The organism is Bradyrhizobium sp. Ec3.3 (genome assembly GCF_000472925.1).
GTDB lineage: Bacteria > Pseudomonadota > Alphaproteobacteria > Rhizobiales > Xanthobacteraceae > Bradyrhizobium.
In genome coordinates this window covers 46,632-67,615 of sequence record NZ_AXAS01000035.1, presented here as the reverse complement: position 1 = coordinate 67,615, position 20,984 = coordinate 46,632, and the positions used below count along the sequence as shown (strand labels likewise).

Annotated in this window: 20 protein-coding genes; 12 read left to right on the top strand and 8 right to left on the bottom strand. The window is 63.6% G+C overall.

What is annotated here, in order from left to right:
* Positions 1 to 83: 83 nt before the first annotated feature.
* Positions 84 to 1,514: an aldehyde dehydrogenase family protein gene (locus YUU_RS0129015; protein WP_027525534.1), complete on the top strand. Its 1,431-nt coding sequence runs from the start codon at positions 84 to 86 to the stop codon at positions 1,512 to 1,514.
* A gap of 89 nt (positions 1,515 to 1,603) precedes the next feature.
* Here YUU_RS0129015 and YUU_RS0129010 read toward each other — a convergent pair whose 3' ends face one another.
* The 3 genes from YUU_RS0129010 to YUU_RS0129000 all read right to left on the bottom strand — a co-directional run bounded on the left by YUU_RS0129010 (position 1,604) and on the right by YUU_RS0129000 (position 4,707).
* Complete coding sequence (locus YUU_RS0129010; protein WP_027525533.1) at positions 1,604 to 2,098, bottom strand: hypothetical protein; 495 nt, start codon at positions 2,096 to 2,098, stop codon at positions 1,604 to 1,606.
* Between the two features lie 81 nt (positions 2,099 to 2,179).
* A complete protein-coding gene (locus tag YUU_RS0129005; RefSeq protein ID WP_027525532.1) occupies positions 2,180 to 3,298 on the bottom strand; it encodes a DUF937 domain-containing protein in 1,119 nt (372 codons plus the stop codon).
* Positions 3,299 to 3,714: 416 nt separating this feature from the next.
* Positions 3,715 to 4,707, bottom strand: coding sequence for an SMP-30/gluconolactonase/LRE family protein (locus YUU_RS0129000; protein ID WP_027525531.1), 993 nt, complete (start codon positions 4,705 to 4,707; stop codon positions 3,715 to 3,717).
* 91 nt (positions 4,708 to 4,798) lie between these two features.
* Here YUU_RS0129000 and YUU_RS0128995 point away from each other — a divergent pair, with 91 nt between their 5' ends.
* Positions 4,799 to 5,623, top strand: coding sequence for an NAD(P)-dependent oxidoreductase (locus YUU_RS0128995; protein WP_027525530.1), 825 nt, complete (start codon positions 4,799 to 4,801; stop codon positions 5,621 to 5,623).
* Here YUU_RS0128995 and YUU_RS0128990 read toward each other — a convergent pair.
* Positions 5,601 to 6,305, bottom strand: coding sequence for a GntR family transcriptional regulator (locus YUU_RS0128990; RefSeq protein WP_027525529.1), 705 nt, complete (start codon positions 6,303 to 6,305; stop codon positions 5,601 to 5,603). The genes YUU_RS0128995 and YUU_RS0128990 overlap by 23 nt on opposite strands.
* Before the next feature lie 185 nt (positions 6,306 to 6,490).
* Here YUU_RS0128990 and YUU_RS0128985 point away from each other — a divergent pair, with 185 nt between their 5' ends.
* The 4 genes from YUU_RS0128985 (at position 6,491) to YUU_RS0128970 (ending at position 11,346) form a co-directional block, all read left to right on the top strand.
* A complete protein-coding gene (locus tag YUU_RS0128985; RefSeq protein ID WP_035663615.1) occupies positions 6,491 to 8,209 on the top strand; it encodes an IlvD/Edd family dehydratase in 1,719 nt (572 codons plus the stop codon).
* Between the two features lie 60 nt (positions 8,210 to 8,269).
* On the top strand, positions 8,270 to 9,265 hold the full coding sequence (locus tag YUU_RS0128980) for a TRAP transporter substrate-binding protein (protein WP_027525527.1): 996 nt from the start codon (positions 8,270 to 8,272) through the stop codon (positions 9,263 to 9,265).
* A 168-nt stretch (positions 9,266 to 9,433) separates the two neighbouring features.
* Positions 9,434 to 10,009, top strand: coding sequence for a TRAP transporter small permease (locus tag YUU_RS0128975; protein WP_027525526.1), 576 nt, complete (start codon positions 9,434 to 9,436; stop codon positions 10,007 to 10,009).
* The gene (locus tag YUU_RS0128970; protein WP_027525525.1) at positions 10,006 to 11,346 is read left to right on the top strand and encodes a TRAP transporter large permease; all 1,341 of its coding nucleotides are present in this window, start codon (positions 10,006 to 10,008) and stop codon (positions 11,344 to 11,346) included. The genes YUU_RS0128975 and YUU_RS0128970 overlap by 4 nt, the downstream gene beginning before the upstream one ends.
* Here YUU_RS0128970 and YUU_RS0128965 read toward each other — a convergent pair.
* Positions 11,340 to 11,921 carry a histidine phosphatase family protein gene (locus YUU_RS0128965; RefSeq protein WP_027525524.1) on the bottom strand — a complete coding sequence of 194 codons (582 nt, stop codon included), beginning with the start codon at positions 11,919 to 11,921 and terminating at the stop codon, positions 11,340 to 11,342. The genes YUU_RS0128970 and YUU_RS0128965 overlap by 7 nt on opposite strands.
* The gene (locus YUU_RS0128960; protein WP_027525523.1) at positions 11,918 to 12,715 is read right to left on the bottom strand and encodes an enoyl-CoA hydratase/isomerase family protein; all 798 of its coding nucleotides are present in this window, start codon (positions 12,713 to 12,715) and stop codon (positions 11,918 to 11,920) included. The genes YUU_RS0128965 and YUU_RS0128960 overlap by 4 nt, the downstream gene beginning before the upstream one ends.
* A gap of 237 nt (positions 12,716 to 12,952) precedes the next feature.
* Here YUU_RS0128960 and YUU_RS0128955 point away from each other — a divergent pair, with 237 nt between their 5' ends.
* Positions 12,953 to 14,173, top strand: a complete 1,221-nt coding sequence (locus YUU_RS0128955; protein ID WP_027525522.1) for an NAD(P)/FAD-dependent oxidoreductase — start codon at positions 12,953 to 12,955, stop codon at positions 14,171 to 14,173.
* On the opposite strand, the gene rbsK is transcribed toward YUU_RS0128955, so the two are convergent.
* Positions 14,174 to 15,088: a ribokinase gene (rbsK, locus tag YUU_RS0128950; protein WP_027525521.1), complete on the bottom strand. Its 915-nt coding sequence runs from the start codon at positions 15,086 to 15,088 to the stop codon at positions 14,174 to 14,176. It abuts the gene before it with no gap.
* Between the two features lie 20 nt (positions 15,089 to 15,108).
* Positions 15,109 to 16,002 (bottom strand): sugar kinase, encoded by an 894-nt coding sequence (locus YUU_RS0128945; RefSeq protein ID WP_027525520.1) that lies wholly within the window; start codon positions 16,000 to 16,002, stop codon positions 15,109 to 15,111.
* A 211-nt stretch (positions 16,003 to 16,213) separates the two neighbouring features.
* Between YUU_RS0128945 and YUU_RS0128940 the strand changes: the two genes are divergently transcribed.
* From YUU_RS0128940 to YUU_RS0128920, 5 genes are all read left to right on the top strand, one after another.
* Positions 16,214 to 17,062, top strand: a complete 849-nt coding sequence (locus YUU_RS0128940; RefSeq protein WP_027525519.1) for a VOC family protein — start codon at positions 16,214 to 16,216, stop codon at positions 17,060 to 17,062.
* 69 nt (positions 17,063 to 17,131) lie between these two features.
* The gene (locus YUU_RS0128935) at positions 17,132 to 17,839 is read left to right on the top strand and encodes a TetR/AcrR family transcriptional regulator (protein WP_198031844.1); all 708 of its coding nucleotides are present in this window, start codon (positions 17,132 to 17,134) and stop codon (positions 17,837 to 17,839) included.
* Positions 17,840 to 18,280: 441 nt separating this feature from the next.
* Complete coding sequence (locus tag YUU_RS0128930) at positions 18,281 to 19,090, top strand: ABC transporter permease (RefSeq protein ID WP_027525517.1); 810 nt, start codon at positions 18,281 to 18,283, stop codon at positions 19,088 to 19,090.
* Between the two features lie 55 nt (positions 19,091 to 19,145).
* Entirely contained in the window at positions 19,146 to 20,135 is a 990-nt protein-coding gene (locus YUU_RS0128925; RefSeq protein WP_027525516.1) for an ABC transporter substrate-binding protein, read from the top strand.
* The gene (locus YUU_RS0128920) at positions 20,135 to 20,983 is read left to right on the top strand and encodes an ABC transporter ATP-binding protein (RefSeq protein ID WP_027525515.1); all 849 of its coding nucleotides are present in this window, start codon (positions 20,135 to 20,137) and stop codon (positions 20,981 to 20,983) included. Before YUU_RS0128925 ends, YUU_RS0128920 begins: the two co-directional genes overlap by 1 nt.
* Position 20,984 lies beyond the last annotated feature (1 nt).

The following is a 20,984-nucleotide window of genomic DNA, read 5'->3' as shown; positions in this document are numbered from 1 at the left end:
GGGGCGGGTTCAACTCCCCCGGCTTTCGTGCAAGGATAGCCGCCGAAACGCCCCCTCCAATGCTCCCCAAGAAGAGGTCCACAATGGTCAATCGTATGCAATTCTACATCGACGGTGCCTGGGTCGATCCGGCCGTCAAGAAGTCCACTCCGGTCGTCAATCCTGCGACTGAAGAGGCGATGTACGAGGTTGCGCTCGGCTCCAAGGCCGATGTTGACAAGGCCGTCGCCGCCGCCAAGCGCGCCTTTTTCACCTATTCCCAGACCAGCCGCGAGGAGCGCGTCGCGCTGCTCTCCAGGGTCATCGAGATCTACAAGGGCCGTCTCAAGGAGATCGGCGCCGCGGTTTCCGACGAGATGGGCGCGCCGCTGCCGATGGCCGAGAAGCTCCAGGCCGGCGCCGGCCTCGGCCACCTCATGACCACGCTCGACGTGCTCAAGAACTATCATTTCGAGGAGCCGGTCGGCACCGCCATGGTGCTGCGTGAGCCGGTCGGCGTGGTCGGCATGATCACGCCCTGGAACTGGCCGCTCAACCAGATCGCCTGCAAGGTGGCGCCCGCGCTCGCCGCCGGCTGCACCATGATCCTGAAGCCGTCGGAGTTCACGCCGACCTCGGCGCTGATCTTCGCGGAAATCCTCCATGAAGCCGGCGTGCCGAAGGGTGTGTTCAATCTCGTCAACGGTCTCGGCCCCGAGGTCGGCGCCGCCATGAGCGAGCATCCGGACATCGACATGATCTCGTTCACCGGCTCGACCCGCGCCGGCATCGATGTGGCCAAGCGCGCAGCTCCCACCGTGAAGCGCGTCAGCCAGGAGCTCGGCGGCAAGTCGCCGAACGTGATCCTCGAAGGCGCCGACCTCACGAAGGCGGTGACCGGCGGCGTGATGCACATGTTCAACAACTCCGGCCAATCCTGCAACGCGCCCTCGCGCATGATCGTGCCGCTGTCCAAGATGAAGGAAGTGGCCGCGATCGCGAAGGCGGTCGCCGACAAGACCAAGGCGGGTGATCCGCGCGGCGAAGGCACCACCATTGGTCCCGTCGTCAACCGCGGCCAGTGGGACAAGATCCAGGCGCTGATCAAGAAGGGCATCGACGAGGGCGCAACGCTTGTCGCCGGCGGCCCGGGCCTGCCCGAGGGCGTCAACAAGGGCTTCTACGTTCGTCCGACCATCTTCGCCGACGTCACCAGCGATATGACGATCGCGAAGGAGGAAATCTTCGGACCGGTGCTGACCATCATCGGGGCCAAGGACGAAGCCGACGCCGTGCAGATCGCCAACGACACGCCCTATGGCCTGGCGGGCTACGTCTCGGCCGATACGGTGGAGAGCGCCAAGCGCGTTGCTCGCCAGATCCGCGCCGGCAACGTCAACCTCCAGGGCGTGCCCAACGATCGCTCGGCGCCGTTCGGCGGCTACAAGCAGTCAGGCAACGGCCGCGAGTGGGGCAAGTACGGTCTTGAGGACTTCCTCGAAGTGAAGGCAGTCGCCGGCTTCAACGCCGCCTAAGCACTTCACATCACAGTTGCAGCGTCGGAGCGGGTGACCGCTCCGGCGTTTCGCATCAGCAGGCAGGCAAGCTTCGGTGTCGGCCCCGATCAGGCGCCGAGCGCGGCCGAGATTTCGCCAAGCGTTGCCTTCTCGGCGTCACTGACCAGGACGCCGCCGCCAAACAGGCCTCCACCCTCAGATGCAGCCTCGGCCGTTTTCTGGCTGATCTGGCGGAGCCAATCCTTGAACGCCGCGGCATCACCGGGCGCCTTGGCTGCGAGGATGGTCGAGACTTGCCGCAGCGAGTCGATGGCTTTGGTCTTGACCTCCGCGGGCTTGCTGTTCGCGAGTTCGGCTTTCAATCCATCGCGAGCCACGCTTCGGCCGTCGCCGGTCGTGAAATCGGCAACCACTGCCTTGACCAATGCGTTGGCGCTGGGGTCTGTGGCCGCCTGGCTCAGCGCTGCGCCACTCGCAAACGACTCCTTGAGCAGGCCCCACAAGCCGCTCGGTTCAGCCGCTGTGATGGCGATCCCTGCATTCATTGGACTTCTCAAGAGCAAGGCCCATTCGTCCTTCGTAAAACTTGCTTTGTCAGTCATAGATCCACTCCCTGGCACAATCCGCCGTGTGAAAACCGATCTGAGTACGGCGACAGTCCTGGGTCGCCGCACTCAGAAATTTCAAACTCGGGCCAGCGAATCGAGCTTTGCCCTGAGATCGTCGATCGCCGGTTTCGCGATCGGCCCGACGCCGGGAGCCGCCATGACCTTGTCGCACATCTGGTTGATGGCCGGCATCGCGGCGGCGATCAGTTTGGCGAGCGCAGTTCGTCCTTCGGGCGTGAGCTTTGCCGCGTGTGTGCCGACGTCGTCGAGCTGCGATATTGCCGCGTTGATTTTTGGTAGAGCCGCCTGCGCCCCGGTGGCATCGGTGATGCTCGGAAGCGCTGACTTCAGGGAGTCGATCGTCGTGTTGACCTGGCTGGCCAGGTTCACACCGTCGACAGTCAAGTTCGTAGGTGCCATGCCCACGGTGGTGGCGGGCCGCGCGGGAGCGGTCTGCTCAGCGACCGTCTGCTGGCCAGGACGGTCGAATGCGTACCATGCAAGACCACCCAGGACGACCAGGGCGGCGAGCCAATACGGCCATTGAGTGGTCTTGGTGGCTGTTGCGTAAGCGGAACTCGCACGTTCGCTTGCGCTCGCGATTCGACTTCCCGCGGCGGAGGCAGCGGCCATCCCGCTGCGTACTCCGGTACCCGCCTGGTCGATCAGACCCGCAGCGCTGAGCTGACTGGCAAGGCCTGCCGGGATGGCCGCGGAAATCTGGTCCTTCTGCGAGCGCAGCAGCGATGCCAAACCGTTTGCATCGAGACCAGTCTCGCGCTGGTGCTGCCCCAGCGCGCCCAGCACGATCGGGCCGAGGATGCCGAGCAGCGACGATCCGCCGCCGTCGCCCACGCCGGCAAACTTTCCGATAGCCTGGGCCATGGTCCCCATTGTTCCGGCGCCGAACAATCCGGACAGCATGCCCGTCCCGGTCTCAGCCAGTCGCTCAGGACTCGCGCCGCGCAAAATATCTGCAGGAGAGCCGGCTTGCTGTTGGGACAGCAGCTTTGATAATTGATTGCTTCCAGCGGGAGTACCGACAAGGTCTGCCAGCCCGGCTAGCAGTGACGGGACAGCTCCGGCTGTTGCCTTCTGGGCTGTGGTTCGATCGATTCCAAGAAATGAAGCGATTTGCGCCAGAACTTCGGGAGTCAGGAATTGCATCACAACGGACGTGAGATTGGCGGCCATGGCGTTCTCTCCGCATTGATTGTTGCAATGTTGCTTTGCTGGGGTAGCTCCTGATCTGCGGGTGGACGACGCCGTCGCACGATCTCGCAACTGCCTTGTCTTGGGAAATTTCTCTTGGGAAATTTCGGGCTGATGGTTTGGCGTTGGAAATTAGCCGGCGGGTTCCTCCCGATCGACGGAATGTCCGGCGAAATCTTCCAACTGTCCACTCACAACATGGGAATCGAACCCCAGTCGAATTCTGACAAAGCTCCATCTGACGCTGAATTGCGAAGGAAGTTCCCCTCAACACGAAAGGTCAGCCTGGCTTCATTTTCCGGATGAGCGGGTTCCGTGCGATCATCGTTCCATCTATTGTGGCCGCCATCGCGATTCTGATTGGCCGGATTCTGGTAGTCCTTATTCTCTGCACTCCTCTATCCGCCCAGCGCGCCCTGCGTGTTCACGTACAGTGCATAGATCGACTGGCTCGCCGCCATGAACAGGCGGTTGCGCATGACGCCTCCGAAGCAGAGGTTGGCGCAGCGCTCGGGCAGCGCGATGCGGCCGATCATGACGCCGTCGGGCGCGAACACCACGACGCCGTCGAGCTCGGGATCGCCCATGCCCCAGCCGCACCAGAGATTGCCGTCGATGTCGCAGCGCATGCCGTCCGGCGTCCCTGGTCCAGCATCGATGAAGACGCGCTTGTTGGAGATCGTCGTGCCGTCCGGCGAGACGTCATAGGCGAGGATCTTGCGGTTCGGCTGCCCGCGCGATTCCACGACGTAGAGGATCTTCTCGTCCGGCGAGAAACACAGCCCGTTCGGGCCGAGCACGCCCTCGGCCACGATCGTCGCCTTGCGGCTCACGGGATCGAGCCGGTAGACGTTCGGATCGATCTCGGATTCCGCCTTGTAGCCCTCATAATTGCCGAGCAGACCGAACACGGGATCGGTGAACCAGATCGAGCCGTCGGACTTCACGACGACGTCGTTCGGCGAGTTCAGCCGCTTGCCGCCAAACGAATCCATCAGCACCGTGATCGCGCCGTCATATTCGGTGCGCACCACCCGGCGGCCGCCATGCTCGCAGGTGATCAGCCGGCCCTGGCGATCCCTCGTGTTGCCGTTGGCGAAGTTGGAGGGCTTTCGGAAAACGGAAACCGCCCCGGTTTCCTCGTCCCATTTGATGATGCGCTGGTTGGGGATATCGCTGCACAACAGATACCGTCCATCTCCGAACCACACCGGACCCTCGGCCCAGCGCAGGCCGGTGGTGAGGCGTTCCACAGCCGAGAGCTTCAGCCAGTATTTCTCAAACCTTGGGTCTAGTGCACTTATCGCCGGATCAGGGTAATAGGTCGCCGGCCGCCAGCCTTGGGACCAGCCTTGGGACGATCCTTGGGAATGTGACGATGCATCGGACATGTGCAGTTCTCGTTGTTGCGTCCCCTCTGGTCAGGTCTGCTATCATTAGAGCCCAACGACCGCAAACCGGTCGCTACCTGCGAGGGAAGAAATGCCGCGTATTTTGATGACGGGAGCTTCGGGCGGAATCGGCAGCGCGATGCGCAAATTGCTGCCGCCGATCTATCCGGATCTCCTGCTCTCTGACATCAAGCCGCCCGCCGATCTCGGGCCTAACGAGAAATTCAAGGCGGCCGACCTGTCCGATCTCGCGCAATGCGAGGCGATCTGCGAGGGCGTCGACGGCATCCTGCATTTCGGCGGCTATTCGGTCGAGGGATCCTGGGACGACATTCTCCAGGCCAACATCATCGGCGGCTACAATCTGTTCGAGGCGGCGCGCAAGAAGGGCGTCAAGCGCGTGGTCTTCGCCTCGTCCAACCATGCCGTCGGCTTCTATCCGCGCCACCACAAGATCGGCGCCGACGTCACCCCGCGCCCCGACGGCCGCTACGGCGTCAGCAAGGTGTTCGGCGAAGCCGTCGGCGCGCTCTATGCCGACAAGCATGGCCTGAAGGTCACCTGCCTTCGCATCGGCAATTTCGGCGAGAAGCCGCTCGACCAGCGCCGGCTCGCGATCTGGCTGAAGCCCGAGGACCTCGTCCAGCTCTGCCGCATTGGCCTGGAGCACCCCGACATCCATTTCGAGATCTTCTATGGCGCTTCGCTCAACGAACGCGCCTGGTGGGACAACCATCGCGCCTACGAGTTCGGCTATCGCCCGACCGGCCGCGCAGAGGACCATGTGCAGCACGCGATGGCGGAGCAGGCCAAGCTCAAGCCCGATCCGGTCGGCGACTACTACCAGGGCGGCGCGTTCTGCAGCATCGAGTTCGATGCTAATCCGAGCCGGATCATCGATTGGAGCAAACGCTAACGCGCGGCTCGTCGCCCGCAATCCGCTTCAGATAATCCGACTTGCTGAACTGCATGTGATCGACGCAGAGCTGCGCCAGCGCCCAGCTGTCGCGGCCCTTGAGCAGCTCGATCATCAATTCGTGCTGGCGCCGGGATAGTGCCAGTCCCTCGCGGTCGGCGAGATTCTTCGCGCGCATCGGCAGCGTCAGGTTCATGTAGTCCTGGAGCGAGCGCACCAAATAGGGATTGCCGCAGGCGGAGAACAGCGCGACATGGAAGGCGTCGTTGGCCTCGTGGATGCCGCGCAGGTCCTGCATCTCGGCCTTGGCGCAATAGTGCCGCTGCAACTCGGTGAGTTCGTCGATCAGGCCTTGCGGCGCGGGCAGGGGGATCATCAGCGCGGCTTGCCGCGTCAGCATCTCCCGGACCTCGTAGATCTGCCGGACCTCCTCGGCCGAATAGAAGCGCACGGTGGCGCCGATGTTCTTCTCGCGCCGGACGATGCCGCGCCGCTCGGCCTCGACGAGAGCCTGCCGAACGAAGTGCCGCGAGGTGCCGTAGCGTGACATCAGCGCGTCCTCGGTCAGGCGCGCTGCCGGCGCGAAGCGGCCGAAGATGATGTCCTCCTCGAGCCGCGCGACCACGTCGTCCGGGTCCTCGCGCCGAAGTGCCGCCGGGCTCTCGCTTGCCGTCTCCGTCATCAGTTGGCCTCCCCAGGCCGGGCCCAGTGGTTCGCTCGCCTTGTGGAGCAGGGAGGGGACGGATTGTCAATAATCTGCCCGCGGTGACGGTGCCATGCTTGAAAAAAAGTCGAATGGCGACCTCTGTTATTGACAATCAGGGGGCAGCCTGTACGACAATGGCAGTTGCGGAAGGGAGTAGCATCATGACGAGTGGCTTGCGCAAAGGGCTGACGAGCTATGGCGATGCCGGCTTCTCGCTGTTCCTGCGCAAGGCCTTCATCAAGGCGATGGGCTATTCCGACGATGCGCTCGAGCGCCCGATCGTCGGCATCACCAACACCTACAGTGATTACAATCCCTGCCACGGCAACGTGCCGCAGATCATCGAGGCCGCTAAGCGTGGCGTGATGCTGTCGGGCGCGATGCCGTTCGTGTTCCCGACCATCTCGATCGCCGAGAGTTTTGCGCATCCGACCTCGATGTACCTGCGCAACCTGATGGCGATGGACACCGAGGAGATGATCCGCGCCCAGCCGATGGATGCGGTGATCGTGATCGGCGGCTGCGACAAGACGCTGCCCGCGCAGGTGATGGCCGCGATCAGCGCCGACCTGCCGACCGTGGTCATCCCCGTGGGGCCGATGGTGGTCGGCCATCACAAGGGCGAGGTGCTGGGGGCCTGCACCGATTGTCGGCGGCTTTGGGCGAAATATCGCGCGGGCGATATCGACGATGCCGAGATCGAGGCGGTCAACGGCCGGCTCGCACCATCGGTCGGCACCTGCATGGTGATGGGCACGGCCTCGACCATGGCCTGCATGATCGAGGCCGTCGGCCTTTCGTTGCCGATGAGCGCGACGATCCCGGCACCGCATGCCGAGCGTTTCCGTCTGGCTGAAGCGAGCGGCAAGGTCGCCGCCGAGATGGCCAAGACCAAGGGGCCGAAGCCGAGCGAATTGCTGACGCCGGCGTCTTTCAAAAATGCGCAGGTCGTGCTGCAAGCGATCGGCGGCTCGACCAACGGCCTGATCCATCTGACGGCGATGGCGCATCGTTCGCCACACCGGCTGGATCTCGATGCCTTCGACAAGCTCGGCCGCGAAGTGCCGGTGCTGGTCGACCTGAAACCGTCTGGCGAGCATTATATGGAGCATTTCCATCACGCCGGCGGCGTGCCGAAACTCCTGGCGCAGCTTGGCGATCTCATCGATCTCGACGCCAAGACGATTTCTGGACAGACCCTCCGAGACGTCGTTGCCAATGCGGAAGACGTGCCCGGACAGGACGCCATCCGTCCGCGCGACAATCCGATCAAGCCGGAAGGCGGTCTTGCCGTCCTGCACGGCAATCTCGCGCCGCGCGGTGCCGTCATCAAGCAATCCGCTGCAAGCCCCAAGCTATTGCAGCACACCGGGCGTGCGGTGGTGTTCGAATCCGTCGAGGATATGACCTTGCGGGTCGACGATCCCGATCTCGACGTCACTGCCGATGACGTGCTGGTGCTGCGCAATGCGGGGCCGAAGGGCGCGCCGGGCATGCCCGAGGCAGGTTACTTGCCGATCCCGAAGAAGCTGGCGCGTGGTGGCACCAAGGACATGGTGCGCATCTCGGACGCGCGCATGAGCGGCACGGCGTTCGGCACCATCGTGCTGCACATCACGCCGGAATCCGCGGTCGGCGGACCGCTTGCGCTGGTGAAGAACGGCGACATGATCCGGCTGGATGTTGCCAAGCGCAGCATCGAGCTTCTGGTTGACGATGCGGAGCTGGCGCGCCGGCGCACCGTCTTGAAGCTCCCGGCGACGTCGGACGAGGCCAAGCGCGGCTATGCCTGGCTGTTCAACGAGACCATCTTGCAGGCCGACGAGGGCTGCGACTTCGATTTCATGCAGAGGACTGGACCAAAGACCGGGAAGGGGTGAGCGACCACCCGCAAAACTGTTCAGCCGCAAAAGCGGCGAACCATAAAACAGGGGGAGACGATGATTGCACGATCCATGCTTGGGCTGGCGGCAACGGCCGCGATCCTGTTCGTCACGGGCGCATCGGCACAGGAGGTGAAGCATTATCGCTTCGCCTACGACCAGCCGCGCAATACCGGTTATTCGATCGCCGGCGACCTCTTTGCCGACAAGCTCAAGGAATTGAGCAAGGGCACCATGATCATCGATCAGTATCCCGGCGCGCAGCTCGGCCAGGAGCCGCAGGTCCTCCAGCTCGTGAAGTCGGGCGATATTGAATTCGCGATCATCTCGTCCGCCAATACCGCGACGATCTCGCCACAGGCCGGCGTGATGTCGCTGCACTTTCTGTTCCGCGACGAAAATCACGTGATCAAGGGATTGGCCGACCCGAAAGTGTTCGAAGCGCTCAAGACGTTGATCGACGAGACCACGCAGGGCCTCCACGTCATCGCGACAGGCTCGCAGGGCGTGCGCCACATGTACTCCAAGAGGGAGATCCACAATGTCGGTGACATCAAGGGGCTGAAGGTCCGCGTGCAGGCGACTGCGACAGAGGACACTATGTTCCCGGCCTATGGCGCCCAGACCGTGCACATGCCGTTCGGCAGCGTCTACACCTCGCTCCAGACCGGCGTGGTCGACGTCGCCGAGAACAGCATCAACGTCTATCTCGTCAACAAGCACTACGAGGTGGCGCCGGTCCTCAACATCACCGAGCACGAGGCCAATAACGCGCTGGTGTTCGTCTCCGACAAGCTCTGGCAGAGCCTCTCGGCCGAGCAGAAGCAGTGGGTGCAAACCGCGGCGAACGAGATCAGCTCCAAGGAGCCGCAGAAGGCGTTCGAGCTTGAGCGCAGCGCAGCCGAGAAGCTGAAGAAGTTGGGTGTCAAGATCGTCGACAACGTCGACAAGAAGAGCTTTACGGCGATCGCCGATCCCTATCTCGACAAGCTCGCCAAGGATCTCGGCCCGCACGCCGAGAAGATCAAGAACCTGATCCGGTCGATCAACTAACGTGATGCCAGAAGACGGTGTGCTCCCTCTCCCGCTTGCGGGAGAGGGCGGGGGAGAGGGTGCTTCCACGGAGAGATTCCCAATGAGGAGAGAGCCCTCACCCGGCGCTCCGCGCCGACCTCTCCCGCAGGCGGGAGAGGTGAAGACAAGCCGCAGCCGGGAGCAACGATGGCCATCGCCGACAAGCTCGTTCTGACGCGGCAGCGTCACCTGAAGTGGCGCATCCTCGACTGGCTCGAGCTTGCGTTGATGATGCTATGCGGCGTGCTGTGCTTCGGCTTCTCGTTGTCGGTGACCGCCGACATCGTCACCCGCACCATCGGTCATCCTTGGCTGTGGCTCCAGGAGGTCACCTCAACGCTGTTCATCTACGCGATCTTCGTCGGCACGGCGGTCGCGACCCGGCGCAACGATCATCTCTATCTCACCGCGATCTCCGAGGCGATGCACGGTACGCCGCGACTGATCGTCGAGGTCGTCATTCGCATCGTCGTGCTCGGCGTCGCCGCCTGCCTGGTCTGGTACGGCTATCTCAACTATCTCCGCGGCTTCGGCAGCTTTCGCCTGCCGTCGGGCACGCCGATTGCCTCGCTCTATGCCATCATTCCGGTGTCAGGCGTCCTGATCGGCCTTTTCACGATCGAGCAGCTCGTCAACGGCCTGCGCAACGGTTTTGATCATCCCGAACCGCAGGACGAGGATGCCGCGCCTCCCGCAGTCCGCGAGACGAGGGTGCAGCCGTGAGCGCACCGGTCGTCCTGGTGTTGATGTCGTCTTGCTTCCTGTTCTTCGGCTATCTCGGCGTGCCCGTGCCGTTCTCGCTGATGGCCGGTGTCTTCATCGGCGCGATCCTGTCCGACGTCTCGCTCGCCGCCATCATCCAGAAGATCTTTGACGGCGTGGATTCCGAGGCGCTGCTCGCAATCCCGTTCTTCCTGCTGGTCGGCGAGCTCATGAGCTCGGCGAATGTGGTGGTAAGAATCGCGAACCTCTCGGTGTCGCTGGTCGGGCATATCAGGGGCGGGCTGTCGCAGGTCGTCGTCGTCTTCAGCATGTTCTTCTCGGAAATGTCGGGCTCGACGACGGCCGACGTTGCCGTGATGAGCCGCGCGCTCGGCGGCCCGATGAAGCGTGAGGGCTACGAGCCCGCGTTCATCGCCGCGATCATTGCATCGGCCTCGACCATCGCGGCGCTGGTGCCGCCGAGCATCACCGCGGTGGTCTATGGCGCGGTCGGCAACGTCTCGATCGCGGGCCTGTTCATGGCCGGTGTCGTGCCGGGCCTGATGATCGGCTTCGGCCTGATGATCTATTGTTATTTCTTCGGCCCGTCCGGCCTGCGCAAGCCGCGCGCGCCGCTGCGGCAGGTGGTGTTTGCCGCAGGCGATGCGGCCTTGCCGCTGATGATCCCGGTGATCCTGCTTGGCGGCATCTTGACCGGCTGGTTCACGCCGACGGAAGCCGGCGTGGTTGCCGTGGCCTGGATCATCCTTGTCGTGATCCCCGCACTGAACCGCGGCCACTTCAGGAAGATTCCGTACGACTTCTGCCTCGCCGGGCTGATCTTCTCGCTGCCGCTGATCACGATCGGCGCCGCCAACGCGTTCGGCTGGATGCTGGCTTATTTGCGCGGTGCGAACTACATCGCGGAATGGATCACCTCGATCGCCGGCAACGATCCGCACCTGATCATGCTCTTGATGGTGCTGCTGTTCACCGTGGTCGGCGACTTCATCGAGCCGGTGCCGACCATCATTATCTTCATGCCACTGGTGAACGCGCTGACGGAAGCCGGCGACATCAACGGCGTGCATATGGGCGTGGTGCTGATCGCAACGCTCGCTTTCGGCCTGATCACGCCGCCCTATGGCCTCGTGCTGCTGATGGCCTCGAAATTCGTCGGCATCAGCTTTGCCAGGGCGCTGCGCGCCGCATTGCCGATCTATGTCGTGTTCTTCGCCACCATCGCCTTTGCGATCTATTTTCCGAGCGTGGTTTTGTGGCTGCCACGGCACGTGCTTCCCGAGTCGGTCGGCTGCTTCAAGTCGCCGGCGGGCACGGGCTATATCTGCCCTCAGTAGCGAAGTTCCTCGACGCGCCATCCCTGCTGTGAGGGCAGGTAGCAAAAGGGCGCGCCGTGGCGGTTCTGGAAAAAGCTGCCGCACAGCGACCGCGCAAGCGCCTGCATCACTGCATCATGGCAGACGAACAGGATGTGGTCGTCGGGATGCCGTTCCAGCCACCCAGACACGCAGGCCAGCGACCGTTTGGTGACGACGTCCCAGGCTTCGCCATCGGCCGGCAGAATGGAGATGAGGCCTTCTGCCGATTTGACGCCGTGCTTCTCCATGGCGGCGCGGACGGATAGTCCCTCGAAGCTGCCGAAATCGCACTCGATGATGCCATGGTCGGTCGTCAGAGGTACCGAGATCGTGGCTGCAATGATCTCGGCCGTTCTCGCCGCGCGCACCAGAGGGCTGGTGACGATGCGGCTGATGGCGGAGCCGCGTAGCAGATCTCCCGCTGCATGGGCCTGCGTGATGCCATCCGCGTTCAGCGGATTGTCGGTCCGTCCCTGGAAACGTCCCTCGCGATTCCAGTCGGTCGCGCCATGACGAAGGCCGTAGAACGAGCGTGGCGGCGTGAGCACGTTCATTTCGACTTGCTGGTGAATTTCTTCACGGCGACGCGGAAATCCTCCGTGTGCATTGCCATGACGATATTGTGCTCCTCGGCATCGAGCTGCTGCCTCACCGGCGTCGTCGCGGCCTGGTAGACCAGCGACTTTGTTCCCGCGATCGCGGCAGGCGGATTTTGCGCGAGGCGCTCTGCGAGCTGCCGCGTGGCGGCCTTGAGCTCAGCCGCCGGAACGACCTTGGCGACGAGGCCCCACTCATGAGCCTGCTGCGCGGTAAAGCTGTCCTCGGCGAGGAAGATCTGCAGGGCACGTCGTGTGCCGACGGTTCCGACAATGCCGACCGTGCTGCCGCCGTCGGGCGACACACCGATCTTGGCATAGGCCGGCGTGAACTTGGCATCTTCCGCGGCGATGCAGAGGTCGGTGACGAAGGCGAGTCCCATGCCGGCGCCGGCGGCCGAGCCGTGCACACTCGACAGCGAGAGTTTTGGCATGCGCCTGAGTGTCTCGATGAAGGCATGATAATGCTTAAGGAGTTCGCCCACGACCGGCGTCACCGTGTTGGCTTCGGCTGCGGCACCGATGGTCTGCAAATCGCCGCCGGCGCAAAAGGCGCGGCCTTCGCCTTCGATGACGACGACCCGGATCGCGTCGGAGGTCTCGATCTCAGCGGCAAGCTGTTCGAGCCTCTGCGCGATCGCGAGGTTGATCGAATTGAACGCGGCGGGGCGGTTGAGCGTGATGGTGGCGACGGGACCGTCGATGCTTAGCAGGGCGGCGTCGTCGGAGGGGGAGGCGGCGGATGCGGACATGGCAAAATCCCCGGCAGGAGGTCTTTGTCGCAACTAAATCGCAGAAGGCGAGGGGAGACAATCCCTACCGCCGGATGCTCTTGCCTTACCGGGAACGATAGGGTCAAATGGTGGTGCCATCGATTAGGGACGGACACGAGCGCCGGCGCCTCGACCGACAAGGCCAGCAAGCCAAAATCAGTGAGAGAGAGGAGACGACATGGGTAACGCTCGTGTCCAGAAAGTTGGGCTGTTCCGATGACGGACGGTTCGGTGATCATCGTCGGCGCGGGCCATGGTGGCTACCAGGTCGCCGCCTCCCTGCGTCAGTCCGGCTTTGCAGGCCGCGTCTGCCTTATCAATGACGAGGCGCATCTGCCCTATCAGCGGCCGCCTTTGTCCAAGGCCTATATCAAGGGGTCGGCCGGCCCTGAAAGCCTGATGTTCCGGCCGGAGAAATTCTTTACCGACCAGAAGATCGAGCTGATCGCGGGCCGCGCGACGTCGATCGATCGCGCCGGGCGCAAGGTTCATCTCGCCTCCGGCGACACGCTCGACTACGGCCATCTCGTGCTGGCGACGGGCGCGCGCAACCGGCTGCTCGATCTGCCCAACGCCAATCTGACCGACGTGAAATACCTGCGCATCCTCGATGAGAGCGAGGCGCTGCGGAAAATCATTCCGTCGAAGACACGGGTCGTGGTGATTGGTGCGGGCTTCATCGGACTCGAATTCGCGTCCACCGCCCGGATCAAAGGCCTCGAGGTCGACGTGCTCGAGCTCGCGCCGCGCGTTATGGCGCGGGCGGTGACGGCGGAGGTCTCGGAGTATTTCCAGGAGCGCCATCGCGAGGCGGGCATCCGCATCCATCTCGGCGTGCAGGCAACCAGCATCGAGGCGGAGGGCGGCAAGGTCACCGGTGTCTCCTTGAGCGATGGCCGGCATCTGCCGGCGGATCTCGTCGTGGTCGGCGTCGGCGTGCTGCCGAATATCGAGCTTGCGGCGGAGGCAGGGCTGCCGGTCGCCTCCGGTATCATCGTCGACGAATATCTCTTGACGTCCGATCCGAACATCTCAGCCGTCGGCGATTGTGCGCTGTTCGCGAGCCCGCGCTTCGGTGGCTCTTTGCGGCTGGAGTCAGTGCAGAACGCCACCGACCATGCCCGCTGCGTGGCGGCGCGGTTGACAGGCGAGAGGAAGGTCTATGACGGCCAGCCCTGGTTCTGGAGCGACCAGGGCGACGACAAGCTGCAGATTGCCGGGCTGACGACGGGCTACGACCGCGTCGTGCTGCGCGGCGATCCCACGAAGAAGGCGTTCTCGGCCTTCTGCTACAGGGGCGACAAGCTGCTCGGTATCGAGTCCATCAACCGCGCCGGCGATCACATGTTCGGCCGTCGCCTGCTCGGCATGGACCGCTCGCTCGCGCCCGACAAGGCCGCTGACGAGACTTTCGATCTGAAGAGCGCGCTGGCCTGATCAGCTTCCGATGACGGCGGAAACTTCTTCCGCCGTCGGCATCGAGGGGCCGGCGCCCATGCGCTGCACGGAGATCGAGGCGGCGGCGTTGGCAAAGGCGAGCGCGTCGCGCAGAGGCGCGCCGTCGGCGAGCCGCGCGGCCAGCGCGCCGACGAAGCAATCGCCGGCACCGGTGGTGTCGATCGCCTGCACCACGCGGCCCGGCACGATCAGCTCCTCGCGGCCCGCGAGCGCGACAACGCCGCGCTTGCCGAGCGTGACGCAGATGGTCTGATCCTGGCTCGCTTGAAGCCGCCGCGCCGCATCGAGGATCCGCGCAATGTCATCGCTGTCGGACAACGCCACGTCGGCGAGCAGGCCAAGCTCGGTCTCGTTCAGCACGAGCACGTCGACCAGCTCGAGCAGGTCGCGGCTGAACTTCTGTGCCGGCGCCGGGTTGAGCAGCGTTCTCGCCTGTGCCGCACGGGCGCGCCCGAAGAAGGCGGCAATCGTGGGCAGCGGAATCTCGAACTGGCTGACGGCGACATCGCCCTTCAGCAGCGGCACGACGCCGACATCCTCGGCGCTGACCAGCGCGTTGGTGCCGGGAATGACGACGATGGTGTTGTCGGCCTTCGCGACCGTGATGATGGCGGTGCCGGTGTGGGCCTCCGCAGTCTCCTGGACATAGCTAAGATCGATGCCTTGACCTGCGAGGAACGCCTTCAGCTCCGCGCCGAAGGAGTCCTTGCCGAGCCGGCCGATCAGCGTGGTCGGCGCGCCGAGCCTTGAGGCTGCGACCGCCTGGTTCGCGCCCTTACCGCCGGGGAAATACAGCACCTGTTTGCCGGCGACGGTCTCGCCGACCCTGGGATGGCGATCGGCGGTTGCCACCACATCCATGTTGATGCTGCCAGCGACGAAGACGCGCCCCATATGTGATTCCCCAGCGAAGACTAAACCTTGACCTCGAATTCGTGCCTGACTTTGGCGATGTCGACAAGGGTCGGCAGGCCGGCTTCGTTGCCGAGGCGCTGGATCTTGTGGGTCGAGGCGGCGCGGGCGAAGTCGAAATGCTCGCGCCAGCTTTTGCCGGGATGAGCGAGGTAGGAATAGATGTAGGCGCCGTGGAACACGTCGCCGGCGCCGTTGGTGTCGATCACGCGCTCGCGCGGGATCGGCATGGCGGGCATGATGTCGACCGCGCCGGTCTCGTTGTACCAGAGCAGGCCTTTCTCACCCATGGTGACGCCGCCGATCTTGCAGCCGCGGCTCTTGAGATAATCGAGCATCTTGTCCGGCGTCAGATCCATCTGCTCGCACAGCCGCTCCGCGACGATCGCAACATCGATGAACTCCAGGAGCTCGTGTGTGTTGGTGCGCAGGCCGCCGCCGTCGAGCGAGGTCAAGATGCCGGCCTCGCGGCAGACTTTTGCGTAGTGGATTGCGGCGTCGGGCTGGTGGCCGTCGATATGCAGCGCGCGGCAGTTGCCGAGATTGAGGATCGGGAAGGGATGGATGTGGTGATCGTCGCGGCAGCGGACGATGGCCCGCTTGCCGTCCTTGGGCATGATGAAGGACAGCGAGGACTGGTTGACCTTCCGGTTGTGCAGCGAGATGGCGTATTTGGCGCACATGTCCTGGAACATGCGGCCAAGCCAGTCGTTCGCGACAGTCGCGATCAGGTCGGGCACGACTCCCAGCTTGGCGCAACAGAATGCCGCCGTGACCGCATTGCCGCCGAAGGAGACCGCGTAGGCATCCGCCACGTGCTTCTCATCGCCGGTCGGCATGTGGTCGGTAATGAAGGTGACGTCGATATAGGTCTGTCCGATAAAGAGAGCCTGCATTGGTTGTCCGTGATGCGCTGGGTGGTCCCGGCCGGCAGCATTACATTAGCACCGCTTCCGCGGATGGAACGCGGAATTTATTCGCAAAGGCACCGCCCTCAGCGCTTGAGGTGAGCATAGGGCCGGAATACGACCATCACCGGCTAATGCCAAGCCCGGACAAATGCCGAATTTCGACCCATTGTTCCGGGCCGATCAAAATGGGGGGAACATGATCACCGGCCTCGATCACGTGGTCGCCCTGGTCAGCGATATCGCCGCCGCCAGAGCCGCCTATCAGACCCTGCTGGCACGGGCACCGGCCTGGCAGAACTCCGGCGACGGCGCCGATCGCGTGCTGTTCACCCTCGACAACATGACGCTGGAATTGATGGCGCCGAGCGGCTTCAGCGTCACCGCCGACCGGATGCGCGCGCTGCTGGATGACCATGAGGGCATGCTCGCAAGCCTGTGCTTCCGTGTCGTAGACATCGGCAAGATGCACCGGCGGCTCGACCGGGTGGCGCTGAAGCCGGAGCCGATCGCGGAGGTCGAGAGCCGTGACGCCGAGAGTGGTGCGGTGCTGCACTGGAAGCGCACCCGCTCGGCCACCGAGCTCACGCGCGGCGTGCGCATGTTCTTTCTCGAACTCGCCGGGCAGCGCCCGATCTCTGATGTGACCGACATCGGCCCGATCGAAGGGCTCGACCACGTCGTGGTCGCGACCGAGGATTCCGAGCGTGCCGCGGCGCTCTATGGCGCCCGGCTCGGGCTCGACATGGCGCTCGACCGCTCGCATCACGACTGGGGCCAGCTGATGTTCTTCCGCTGCGGCGATCTCATCGTCGAGGTGGTGCGCAGGCCGGTCGCGGGCGGCGACTTCAGCCATGACCGGCTCTGGGGCCTGAGCTGGCGCGTCGCCGACATCGAAGCGACCCGCGCCCGCCTGATTGCCGCGGGCGTCGACGTCAGCGAGGTGCGCAACGGCCGAAAGCCGGGCACGCGGGTGATGACGGTGCGCAGCCGTACCTGCGGCATCCAGACGATTTTGCTGGAGCGCTCACCGAAGCCGGTGGTGTGATCGCTCGCATTCTCAAATCCTTGAGCGCATGATACATGCAATCGGGACAAGCATTGGCGGGCAACCGATTTGGCGAAGGCAAAACGAACTCTCAAATGGCAGCGCGACCCGGAAGGGATGCGGCTTCGCATCCTCGAAGCCGCGAAGCAGGAGTTTTCGGCTCACGGCCTTGCGGGTGCCCGCGTCGACCGCATCGCGGCCAAGGCCGGCGCCAACAAGCGCATGCTCTACTACCACGTCGGCAAGAAGGACGAACTTTATCTCGCGGTGCTGGAGGGAGCCTATGAGAAGATACGCAACGAGGAGAGGGGGCTCGATCTCGAGCATCTCGATCCGCCCGAAGCCATCAAGCGGCTGATCGAGTTCACCTGGAATTACTTTCTGCGAAACCCTGAGTTCCTGTCGCTGCTCCAGACCGAGAACCTTGCGCGCGCAAAACATCTGAAGCGCTCGACCAAGGTCAAGTCGATGCACTCGCCCTTCGTCGAGATGATCCGTACCGTGGTCCGCCGCGGCGTCGAGAGCGGCGACTTCCAGGTCGCGGTCGATCCGGTGCAGCTCTACATCTCGATCGCGGCGCTCACCTTCTTCTATCTCTCCAACAGCGCCACGCTGAGCGTGATTTTCGGCCGCGACCTGCTCGCGAAAGACGCCAAGGAGGAGCGGCTCGCCCACATGGTCGGCCTCGTGCTGGCGGCGCTGACCGGGCGCTCGGCCGAATTGTTCGACATGGTCAAGGCGCCGAAGCCGCGCGTCCCGCAGCATCAGCCGGTCTAACCGGCGCAACGGCAAACCAAAGTCTCGAAAACAACCCCATGCAAAGTAGCCGGCAGTTGCCGGTCCAATGCCGTGCGCATTCCGCGAAGCCTTTGACATAGCGGACAAATCAGCGCCGCGAGGCCATCATCGACGTGCCGCTCGACCCATCCTGCGTACTGCTTCCATAACCCCAGCCGTCATCGCCCGCCTTGTGCGCTATTGCGCACTGGGGCGGGCGATCCAGTATTCCAGAGGCAGCGCGAGGATACGGAGAAACTGCGACGTACTGGATTCCCCGCTTTCACGGGGAATGACACTGAAAGTGTGACGCGACTGTTCCGCGATCTAGACAAAGAAGCGGCAACAGGCGCCACAAAACGCCACACAGGAAAGCGCTGGACAGTATTTATCCAACGAGTTAATTTCTCCCAAGAATGAAAAAGAAGACGGGAGTGAGATGTGGCGGAGGCCAGACCGCAAAGCGCGCTGTCGAAGATGCTGAACGCGGCCTGGGTGCGGCCGTTCCTGTTCCTGGTGTTTGTCGTCATTGCCTGGGATCTCGCGATCCGGCTGTTCAGGATCCCCGCCTATCAGATCCCGGCGCCGGCCGACGTCGTCGCGGTGCTGCGTACCGACTGGCCGGAACTGTTGCGGCAGTGCTGGCCGACGACATATGCAACGGTCTGCGGCTTCCTTCTGTCCGCGCTGTTCGGCATTCCCGTGGCGATGCTGATCGCGGGCTCGAAGACGGTGGAGAGCTACGTCTATCCGCTGCTGGTGTTCTCGCAGTCCGTGCCGAAGATCGCGATCGCGCCGCTGTTCGTGGTCTGGTTCGGCTTCGGCATCATTCCAAAAGTGATTTCCGCATTCCTGCTCGGATTCTTCCCCGTGGTGGTCTCCGCCGTGCAGGGCTTCAAGTCGGTCGATCCTGACATGGTCGACCTCGCCCGCGCCATGCAGGGCAGCCGCTTCCAAGTGTTCCGCGCGGTGAACCTGCCGCATGCACTGCCGGCGATCTTCTCCGGCCTGAAAGTCTCGGTGACCCTCGCCGTCGTCGGTGCCGTGGTCGGCGAGTTCGTCGGTTCCAATTCCGGCATCGGCTACGTGATGCAGCGCTCGATCGGAACGTTCGACCTGCCGACGATGTTCGCAGCGCTGGTAATCCTGGCGCTGCTCGGCGTGGTGCTGTTCTGGATCGTCGACCGGATCGAGCGCCTCGTCATTCCCTGGCATGTCAGCCAGCGCGAGGACATCGTTTTCGCCTCATGAGCCAACCAACGGTCAGCAGCGGCCGAAGCCAAAAAAGGAAATGGGAGGAGTAGCGATGAAGCGGTTGATGGGAGCTGTCTCGGTGGCGCTGATGGCGCTCGGCGTGGCGCCGGCGCAGGCCGCCGACAAGGTCGTGCTGATGCTCAACTGGTACGTCTATGGCGAGCACGCGCCGTTCTATTACGGCAAGGCGAAGGGCATCTATGCCGCCGAAGGCATCGATCTCGAGATCCAGGAAGGCCGCGGCTCGGCGGCAACGACGCAGGCTGTTGCGGCCAAGACAGCCGACTTTGGCTATGTCGACGTGCCCACCATGATGCGCGCCGCGATCAAGGGCGCGCCCGTGATCGCGACCGGCGTGCTGCTCCAGACCAGTCCGATGTCGGCGATGGGTTTCGTCGACAAGAACATCAGGAAGCCCGAGGACATCAAGGGAAAGACGGTGGCGATCACGCCGGCGGACTCCATGACGCAGATCTGGCCGCTGTTCCTGAAGAAGACGGGCCTCAAGGAGAGCGACTTCCAGACCGTTGCGGGTGACGGCCAGACCAAGCTCAACGCCGTCATCAACGGCCAGGCCGATCTCCTGCTCGGCTACGTCATGGACCAGTCGATGAAGATCAAGGATGCGACGGGCAAGGACGTTTACCCGATCAAGTTTGTCGACTACGGCATCAACATGGTTTCCTCGGGCATCATCGCCAACGCGGACTACGTGAAGGCCAATCCCGATCTTGTCCGTCGCTTCATGTCGGCGACGACGAAGGCGGTGGAAGCCGCCGAGAAGGACCCGAAGACGGCCGCACAGTCGATCCTCGACGCCAATCCGAAGGGCGGCAAGATCGACACGCTGACGCAGGGCTTCGAGCTGACCATTCCGCTCTACCGCACGCCGGAGACGAAGAACAAGCGCCCGTTCGAGGTCACCGACCAGAACATGACCGATACGGTCAACCTGTTGGTCGAATATGGCGGTCTCGACGCCAAGGCCAAGGCGAACCCGAAGGCATTCTACACCAACGATTACCTGCCGAAGGGCGACTAATGAAATCGTCTGCTAGACCAAGCGACGTCGTGCAGCCGGCCGCTCATCTGCGACTGGTGAGTGACCGGGCCGGCAGCGACACATCGGGCATCACACTGTCCGGCGTGTCGAAAACCTATCGCTCGCGCGATGGCGACGTGCCGTCGTTGCGGCCGCTCGACTTCCACATCAATGAGGGCGAGTTTTTCGTCGTTGTCGGCCCGTCCGGCTGCGGCAAGTCCACGCTGCTGAAACTGATCTCCGGGCTCTTGCCGCCGTCGAGCGGTGAGATCCTGGTCGACGGCGAGATGGTGACGAAGCCGCACGGCAATGTCGGCATCGTCTTCCAGAACGCGCTGCTGCTGCCCTGGCGCAACATCCTGTCCAACGTGATGCTGCCGATCGACATGCAGCGGCTGCCGCGGGCGAAATATCTCGAGCGCGCAAGGCAATTGTTGAAGCTGGTCGGCCTCGAAGGGTTCGAGAAGAAGCTGCCCTGGCAGCTCTCCGGCGGCATGCAGCAGCGCGCCTCGATCTGCCGCGCGCTGGTGCACGATCCCGGGATCATGCTGATGGACGAGCCGTTCGGCGCGCTCGATGCCCTGACGCGCGAGCGCATGAATGTGGAGCTGATGCGGATCCAGCGCGAGACCGGCAAGACGGTGCTGCTGATCACGCATTCGATTCCGGAGGCCGTGTTCCTCGCCGACCGCGTCCTGGTCATGACCGAGCGGCCGGGCGCGATCGCAGCGATCTACGACGTGCCGCTGCCGCGCCCGCGCTCGCTCGACGTGATGGCCGATCCCGTCTTTACCGAGCTCGTGCAACGCATCCGCAAGCACTTCTTTTCGCAGGGTTCGCTGGACTAAG

Excerpts from the sequence above, each read along its gene's own strand:
- YUU_RS0129015 (WP_027525534.1), top strand. The coding sequence starts at position 84 with ATGGTCAATCGTATGCAATTCTACATCGACGGTGCCTGGGTCGATCCG.
- YUU_RS0129010 (WP_027525533.1), bottom strand. The coding sequence starts at position 2,098 with ATGACTGACAAAGCAAGTTTTACGAAGGACGAATGGGCCTTGCTCTTG.
- YUU_RS0129005 (WP_027525532.1), bottom strand. The coding sequence starts at position 3,298 with ATGGCCGCCAATCTCACGTCCGTTGTGATGCAATTCCTGACTCCCGAA.
- YUU_RS0129000 (WP_027525531.1), bottom strand. The coding sequence starts at position 4,707 with ATGTCCGATGCATCGTCACATTCCCAAGGATCGTCCCAAGGCTGGTCC.
- YUU_RS0128995 (WP_027525530.1), top strand. The coding sequence starts at position 4,799 with ATGCCGCGTATTTTGATGACGGGAGCTTCGGGCGGAATCGGCAGCGCG.
- YUU_RS0128990 (WP_027525529.1), bottom strand. The coding sequence starts at position 6,305 with ATGACGGAGACGGCAAGCGAGAGCCCGGCGGCACTTCGGCGCGAGGAC.
- YUU_RS0128985 (WP_035663615.1), top strand. The coding sequence starts at position 6,491 with ATGACGAGTGGCTTGCGCAAAGGGCTGACGAGCTATGGCGATGCCGGC.
- YUU_RS0128980 (WP_027525527.1), top strand. The coding sequence starts at position 8,270 with ATGATTGCACGATCCATGCTTGGGCTGGCGGCAACGGCCGCGATCCTG.
- YUU_RS0128975 (WP_027525526.1), top strand. The coding sequence starts at position 9,434 with ATGGCCATCGCCGACAAGCTCGTTCTGACGCGGCAGCGTCACCTGAAG.
- YUU_RS0128965 (WP_027525524.1), bottom strand. The coding sequence starts at position 11,921 with ATGAACGTGCTCACGCCGCCACGCTCGTTCTACGGCCTTCGTCATGGC.
- YUU_RS0128960 (WP_027525523.1), bottom strand. The coding sequence starts at position 12,715 with ATGTCCGCATCCGCCGCCTCCCCCTCCGACGACGCCGCCCTGCTAAGC.
- YUU_RS0128955 (WP_027525522.1), top strand. The coding sequence starts at position 12,953 with ATGACGGACGGTTCGGTGATCATCGTCGGCGCGGGCCATGGTGGCTAC.
- rbsK (WP_027525521.1), bottom strand. The coding sequence starts at position 15,088 with ATGGGGCGCGTCTTCGTCGCTGGCAGCATCAACATGGATGTGGTGGCA.
- YUU_RS0128945 (WP_027525520.1), bottom strand. The coding sequence starts at position 16,002 with ATGCAGGCTCTCTTTATCGGACAGACCTATATCGACGTCACCTTCATT.
- YUU_RS0128940 (WP_027525519.1), top strand. The coding sequence starts at position 16,214 with ATGATCACCGGCCTCGATCACGTGGTCGCCCTGGTCAGCGATATCGCC.
- YUU_RS0128925 (WP_027525516.1), top strand. The coding sequence starts at position 19,146 with ATGAAGCGGTTGATGGGAGCTGTCTCGGTGGCGCTGATGGCGCTCGGC.
- YUU_RS0128920 (WP_027525515.1), top strand. The coding sequence starts at position 20,135 with ATGAAATCGTCTGCTAGACCAAGCGACGTCGTGCAGCCGGCCGCTCAT.